6 protein-coding genes are annotated in these 6,912 nt (G+C 65.3%); 5 read left to right on the top strand and 1 reads right to left on the bottom strand.

What is annotated here, in order from left to right:
• Positions 1-191: 191 nt before the first annotated feature.
• Positions 192-1,106 carry an SIS domain-containing protein gene (locus tag NBRGI_RS27110; protein ID WP_029900037.1) on the bottom strand — a complete coding sequence of 305 codons (915 nt, stop codon included), beginning with the start codon at positions 1,104-1,106 and terminating at the stop codon, positions 192-194.
• Positions 1,107-1,265: 159 nt separating this feature from the next.
• Here NBRGI_RS27110 and NBRGI_RS27115 point away from each other — a divergent pair, with 159 nt between their 5' ends.
• From NBRGI_RS27115 to NBRGI_RS27135, 5 genes are all read left to right on the top strand, one after another.
• Positions 1,266-2,516 (top strand): extracellular solute-binding protein, encoded by a 1,251-nt coding sequence (locus tag NBRGI_RS27115; RefSeq protein WP_036561041.1) that lies wholly within the window; start codon positions 1,266-1,268, stop codon positions 2,514-2,516.
• Between the two features lies 1 nt (position 2,517).
• On the top strand, positions 2,518-3,399 hold the full coding sequence (locus tag NBRGI_RS27120) for a carbohydrate ABC transporter permease (protein ID WP_029900039.1): 882 nt from the start codon (positions 2,518-2,520) through the stop codon (positions 3,397-3,399).
• The gene (locus tag NBRGI_RS27125; RefSeq protein ID WP_195091868.1) at positions 3,396-4,307 is read left to right on the top strand and encodes a carbohydrate ABC transporter permease; all 912 of its coding nucleotides are present in this window, start codon (positions 3,396-3,398) and stop codon (positions 4,305-4,307) included. Before NBRGI_RS27120 ends, NBRGI_RS27125 begins: the two co-directional genes overlap by 4 nt.
• Positions 4,308-4,449: 142 nt before the next feature.
• Positions 4,450-5,841: a lipase family protein gene (locus tag NBRGI_RS27130; RefSeq protein WP_081878246.1), complete on the top strand. Its 1,392-nt coding sequence runs from the start codon at positions 4,450-4,452 to the stop codon at positions 5,839-5,841.
• Between the two features lie 65 nt (positions 5,842-5,906).
• On the top strand, positions 5,907-6,560 hold the full coding sequence (locus NBRGI_RS27135) for a TetR/AcrR family transcriptional regulator (RefSeq protein ID WP_014988662.1): 654 nt from the start codon (positions 5,907-5,909) through the stop codon (positions 6,558-6,560).
• Positions 6,561-6,912 lie beyond the last annotated feature (352 nt).

The following is a 6,912-nucleotide window of genomic DNA, read 5'->3' on the forward strand; positions in this document are numbered from 1 at the left end:
AGGGCGCCGTGCTGTGCGCAGCGGCGCCCGCGCCCACCTCGGCCGCGGTGGCGGCCCGGTCGGGCGATCCGGCCGCGGCGGCGCCGGGCCGGTCTGTGCTCTTCGAGTCGTGCTCGGCTGACATGCTTCGCACAATAGGCGGCGTCGACACCGACGCCGAGGTCTGCTCGGGGCTCACCGAACCGGATCCCTCACTGGTCCAGGACGACCGAGCGGTTGAGGCCACGCGGGTGATCGGGGTCGAGCCCGAGATCGGCCGCGCGCAGGATGCACAACTGGTGCACGCGAACCAGATCGGCCATCGGATCGATGTCGCGGTGCTCGAAGTGCGCGCCGGTGCTCGCGATATCGGCGGCGAAGTTCGGCACCAGCGGGCCGAATGCCCAGACCGCGCGACCGGGCGCGGAGATGGCGATCGGGCCGTGCCGGTATTCGGTGGACAGGTAGGACTCGGTCCAGGACTGGCAGGATTCGCGCAGCTTGAGGCCGGATTCCTCGGCGATGGCGGCGGCGAAGCCCATGCCGACGAAGCTGATCTGCTCGGCGTGGCGGACCTGCGCCAGCGACACCGTCGGGTCCTCGGCGAGCACGGCCCTGGCCTGGGCGATCACGGGGTCGAGGTCTTCGCCGAAGTGCCAGCGCAGGATGGCCAGCGTGGTGGTGGCGAAACGGGTCTGCACCACCGATTCCTCGTCGACCTCATCGATCAGGATCGGGTCGCCCAGCTCGAGCACCGGGGTGTTCGGGCTGGAGCAGATGACGGTGCGGGGGATGTCCGCGGGCAGCTCGCGCATTGCGTTGACCACCTCTGTGGTGGTGCCGGAACGGCAGATCACCAGATAGCGGTCGTACTCGCGGCCGGAGCGGACCTCGCTGGCGGGCCAGGCGTCGGTCAGACCGTGGCCGGCTCGCTCGCGCAGGGCCGCGATCGCTTTGGACATGAACAGGGAAGTGCCGCAACCGATCACCGCGACTCGCTCGCCCTTTTGGGGGAGGATCTCGCGGTGTTCGGCAGCGATCGTTTCGGCGCGCGCCCAGTCGTCAGGCTGGGTGGCGACCTCTTTGGCCAGGTGGGTGGCGGGCGTGGGTTCGGCTGAGATCGACACAACAACAGAATCCGCCCGGTGATCGTTCATGTCAACTTAACGAGCGAATCGGTCACATATGATCAAGATGGGGTCTAGATTGAGTGTCGGGTCGATCAGGTCGATCCCATCATCGGCTGTCCAGTGGCGCCGGATGTGCAAATTTGAAAGGTTCTACTCGTGAAAAGACCACTCCACGGCGTGCTCGCGGGGGTCGCGATGGTCACCGGCCTGGCGCTGGCGATCTCGTCCTGTGGGTTCGGCTCGAAAGATTCCGCCGACTCCGACACCACGATCAACTTCTTGGCTCCGGCCTACAGCGACGGGGCCAACGGTACGAAGGCGCTGTGGGACGGCATCATCGCGGACTTCCAGAAGCAGAATCCCGATATCAAGGTGAATCTGCAGATGGAGTCCTGGAACTCGATCAACGACGTGGTGCGCACCAAGTTGCAGTCGGAGTCGACCACGCCGGACATCCTGAACATCGACGCGTACTCCAGCTTCGCCAGCGACGGCATGCTCTACCCCGCTTCCGAAATCGTCTCCCCGCAGGTACTTTCGGATATTCAGCCCGGTTTCGCGAAGAACGCCTCGCTCAACGGGACGCAGTACGCGCTGCCGCTGTTCGCCTCCACCCGCACGCTGTTCTACAACACCGACCTGTTCACCAAGGCGGGCATCGCCACACCGCCCAAGACCTGGGCGGAACTGACCGACGCGGCCAAGAAGATCCAGGCCCTCGGTGACGGGGTGTCCGGTTACGGCCTGCCGCTGGGCAGCGAGGAAGCGCAGGGCGAGACCTCCATCTGGACCTTCGGCGCGGGCGGCACCTGGTCCGACGGTGACAAGGTCACCGTCGACACCCCGGCCAACCTCGAGGGCGTGCGTGCCATGCGCGAGATCGCCGATGCCGGTGTCACCCAGCCGAATCCGGGCGCGACCGACCGCAAGGACGTGATCAACGCGTTCATCCAGGGCAAGATCGGCATGATCGAGGGCCTGCCGCCGACCATCGGCCAGATCGCCTCGAAGAACCCGAGCCTGAAGTACGCGACCGCGCCGTCGCCGACCAAGTCCGGTACTCCCGTGACACTCGGTGTGGCCGACCACCTGATGGCGTTCAAGAAGGACGGCAAGAAGGCGGCGAACATCAAGAAGTTCCTCGACTTCTTCTACGGCGCCGATGTCTACGCGAAGTTCGTCTCGACCGAGGGCTTCATCCCGATCACCAACACCGCGGCCGCCAAGCTCGCTTCGGACCCGGTGACCAAGGCGTTCGGCTCGACCCTCGCGGTGGCCCAGTTCTACCCGAGCAACAACCCGAAATGGGCTGCGGCACAGGGCGCTATCCGCCAGCAGATGGGCACCATCGCGCAGGGCACCGACCCGGCCCAGGTGTTGCAGCGCATCCAGGAAGCCGCGAAGTAGCGTGCGGCGGAAAGGAACTCTGGCGGCGATACCGTGGATCGGACCCTCGCTGGTCCTGATCGCGGCTATCGTCGCCTTCCCCGCCTGCTACATGGTGTGGACCAGTACCAGGGATCTGAGCGCCTACGGCCAGGATCGCGGCGCGGCCGGCCTGGAGAACTTCCGCACCCTGTTCGGGATCTCCGAGCTCGGCTCGGTGCTGCTGCACACGGTGGTCTGGGTCGTCGCCGTCGTCGTGATCACGCTGGTGATCTCGGCGGGACTGGCCCAGTTCCTGAGCAAGGACTTCCCCGGCCGCACCGCGGTACGGATGGCGGTGCTGGTGCCGTGGGCCGCGTCCGTGGTGATGACGACGACGATCTTCTACTACATGCTCGATCCCGACGTCGGCATCGCGAACCGGTTCCTGGTCGATATCGGGCTGCTGGATCGCGGCTACGGCTTCACCAAGCAGCCGACGCCCGCGTTCCTGGTCGCGATCGGCGTGGCGGTGTTCGTCTCGATCCCGTTCACCACCTACACGATTCTGGCCGGGCTGCAGTCGATTCCGGCCGAGATCAGTGAGGCGGGCCGGGTCGACGGCGCGGGCGCGTGGCAGCGCTACCGGTATCTCATTCTGCCCCAGCTGCGTCCGGCGATCGCCGTCGCGACCATCATCAACATCATCAACTCGTTCAACTCGTTGCCGATCCTGCAGGTGATCACCGGCAGTATCGCGGGCTTCCAGGCGGACACCACAACCACGTTGATGTTCAAGTTGATTCGGCAGAACCAGCAGATCGACACCGCCGCGGCGATGAGCGTGCTGAATTTCGTCCTGATCATCGTGATCATCGCGATCTATGTGAAGGTGATCCGGCCTACCCAGGAGGTGGACGGGTGACCGCCGACGCCGAGGTGACACAGATCGAAAAGGTCACGGGCGCAGTCGCGGTGGCCGAGCCCGCCGCGCGGCCGAAGGTCCGGGCGAAGCGGCGCCGGTGGGAACTGACCGCGGTCGGCGTGGTGATCGCGGCGCTGTTCCTGCTGCCGTTCATCGTGATGGTGCTCGGTTCGTTGAAGAATCGCGCCGAAATCCTGCGTATCCCACCGACCTATCTGCCCGAGTCGTGGCATCCGGACAACTACGCCACCATGTGGGACACCCCGGAGACGCCACTGCCGTTCAACATGGCGAGCACCGTCATCATCTCGGTGTTCGCCACGGTGCTCGTGCTGCTGGTCGCCATCCCGGCCGCGTATTACACGGCGCGGCACAAGTTTCCGGGCCGCGCGGTATTCCTCGGCCTGGTGCTGGTGACCCAGATGTTGCAGCCGACGGTGCTGGTGACCGGTCTGATCCGGGAATTCTTCGCGATCGGCATCAACGACACCTTCCTGGCGATGATCCTGGTGAACGCGGCGTTCAACCTGTCGTTCGCGGTGTGGATCCTGCACAGCTTCTTCGCATCCATCCCGGTGGAGATCGAGGAGGCCGCGCAACTGGACGGACTGAGTCGCTGGCAGACCCTGGTCCGGGTGAGCCTGCCGCTGGTGTGGCCCGGCATCGTCACCGCGACGATCTTCGTCGTGGTCTCCTGCTGGAACGAATTCGCCGCCAGCCTGGTGGTGCTGACCACGCCGGAGAACCAGCCGCTCTCGGTCGCGCTGACCAAGTTCGTCGGTCAGTACGACACGTCCTGGCAATACGTCTTCGCTATTTCCACCGTGGGTATCATCCCGGTCGTCATCCTGTTCGCGCTGATCGAAAAGCGCCTGGTGGCCGGTCTGACCGCGGGCAGCGTCAAGTAATTCGACGCGGCGGGTGGTGCGCTGGACCACCCGCCGTTGTCGTGCGTGAACCGCACCACTGTCTCAGACTAGACTTCTGACCCATTATCTGAAAATATCTCTGACCAATATGGGTAACGGTTGGTAACGGGAAGGCACTTCGATGAGCGTGCGCAATGGTGGGCGCGTCGTCGTCCTCGGCGTCATCGCGCTGATGGCGGCATGGATGGGACTGGCCTCGGGGCAGGCGGTGCCGGGGGCGGACGTGCGGGTCGAACCCGCCCCGGCGCTCACCCTGCCGCCCGAACTGGATGACTTCTATCGGCCGCCGGCCGGTGACGTGGCGGCCGCGCAGCCCGGGGAGATCCTGCGCGCGCGGGCGATCTATCCCGCGTTCATGGGTATTCTGCAGCTGAATGTCGATGCGTGGCAGCTGCTTTACCGCACCACGAACAGTCATGGCGCACCGATCGCGACGGTCACCACGATCCTGAAGCCGCGTGGCCCCGCTCCGGCCGGCGGCTCGAAGCTGCTGTCCTATCAGATCGCCGAGGACAGCGTCGCGCAGTACTGCGCGCCCTCGTATGTGGCCCAATCCGGCGCCATCCCGGTCGACTACGTGAACGCGGCGGAGACGCTGATCCCGATCGCGGCCGGTCTCGGGCAGGGGTGGACGATCGCGATGCCCGACTATCAGGGGCCGAATTCGGCCTACGGCGCGTCCCGGATGAATGCCCAGGCGACGCTCGACGGTATTCGCGCGGCGGAGAATTTCGCACCCGCGCAGTTGAGCGGGCCGGAAACGCCGGTCGCGCTGTGGGGCTACTCCGGCGGCACGATTCCCTCCGCGTTCGTGCCGGAGATCAAGGAAAGCTATGCGCCGGAGCTCAATATCGTCGGCATTGCCGCCGGTGGTGTTGCGGCGGGCGACTATGCCGGGGTGGTGCGTCACAACAATGGCGGCGTCTATGCCGGGTTGATCTCGGCCGCGATCGTCGGCATCTCCACCGAATACCCGGAAATGCAACGGGTGATGCGGGAACGCGTCGATCTGCTCGGGCAATTCGTGCTGGCCTCCAAGAAGGTGCTGTGCCATCCGCAGGGTGCGGCGCTCTTCCCCGGGTTCAACTATTTCGGCACATTTCAGGGCGGAGATCCGTTGACGCTGCCCGAGATTCGGGAAGCCATCGCGGACAATTCCCTCGGCCAGCAGACGCCGACCGTGCCGATCTACTTCTATCACGCGCAGAACGACGAGCTCATTCCGATCGCGGGTACCGACGCGACCGTGCAGAAATACTGTGCGGCAGGCGCGCCCAGCGTGACCTATGTCCGGGAATTCGCGGCCGAGCATCTCTCCGGCGTGCTTTCGCATCTGCCCGGCGCGTTCTATTGGCTGAAGGATCGGCTCAACGGCGTGGCCGCGGCGCCGGGCTGCTCGATCACCAGCCCGGTGAGCACCGTCCCCGAGCCGCAGTTCGGTCAGGCCCTGTCGGAGATTCTGCCGCCCATGGCGCAGGCGCTCGTCGGCCACGCGATCGGCGCGCGCAAGTAGGCCGCAACCGGCGCGGACCGATGTCCGCGCCGGAATCACCGGCGGTCAACGGGTAGCATCGAACGGTGGCACGGCGGGAAGAGGAAGCGAAGGACGGGCGCAGCTATGGCGGGCTGTCGCGGGAACAGCGGGTGGCCCAGCGGCAGACCCGATTGATCGATGCCGCCCTGGAATTATTCGGAACACAGGGTTACGCAGCCACTTCCATCGAACGCCTCTGCGCGGTCGCCAACGTTTCCACGCGCAGTTTCTACGAAGATATGGGCAGCCGCGAGGCATTGCTGATCGCGCTGGTCAATCGGATCACCTCGCGCGCGGTGGAGCGAGCGCTGGAATCGCTGGCGAAAACCGAGAACGAACCGCTCTCGACCAGGGTGGTCGAGGGTTTCCGCGCTTATCTGGCGGTGACCTGTGCGGATCAGCGTTCGGCCCGGGTCTGCTATGTCGAAGTGGTCGGGGTGAGCCCGGCGGTGGAGGAATGGCGAACCGAACAGCGGCGCCTGCTGTCGGCATTGCTGGTCAGCGAGGCCGAACGTGGTGTCGAACGCGGTGAGGCCAAGCCACGGCGTTTCGACCTTTTCGGGCTCGCGGTGATCGGGGCGGTGAACTCGCTGGCCCAGGAATTGGTGCACAGTACCAAGCCGGATTCGGTCGTCACCCTCGATGAAATCTGCGACGAGATCGCGTATCTCGTGCACGCGGGCCTCGTCTACACCTGAGTTGAATTCAGCTGAATCGACGCCTGGAACCATCGTGGATTTCATCTGAAAAGATGTCTTGCCGAAATCCTTTGAATCTCTTACAGTCGATGCGAGCCCTTCGGTCGAGGGGACGAATTCGGTCGGCGGCTGGCGGCTTTCGTGGTGTGCCACCTCGGCAGGAACTGGATGTAGGTGATCAATGAAGATGACCGTCCGACGGGCCACCACGAATCTGCTCCGCCTCGCGACCGCCGCGGGAATGCTCATGGCGTCCGCGACGCTGCCGATGGCCGCGCCACTCGCGCTCGCCGCCCCGCCGTCGAGCCTCGACTTCCCGAAAGCGAACGCCCGCACCGGATTACCTGACGGT

Origin of the sequence: Nocardia brasiliensis IFM 10847 (assembly GCF_000710915.1) — a bacterium.
GTDB lineage: Bacteria > Actinomycetota > Actinomycetes > Mycobacteriales > Mycobacteriaceae > Nocardia > Nocardia brasiliensis_A.

Bases quoted from the DNA above. Each gene is read 5' to 3' on its own strand.
- NBRGI_RS27130 (WP_081878246.1), top strand. From the start codon at position 4,450: ATGAGCGTGCGCAATGGTGGGCGCGTCGTCGTCCTCGGCGTCATCGCG.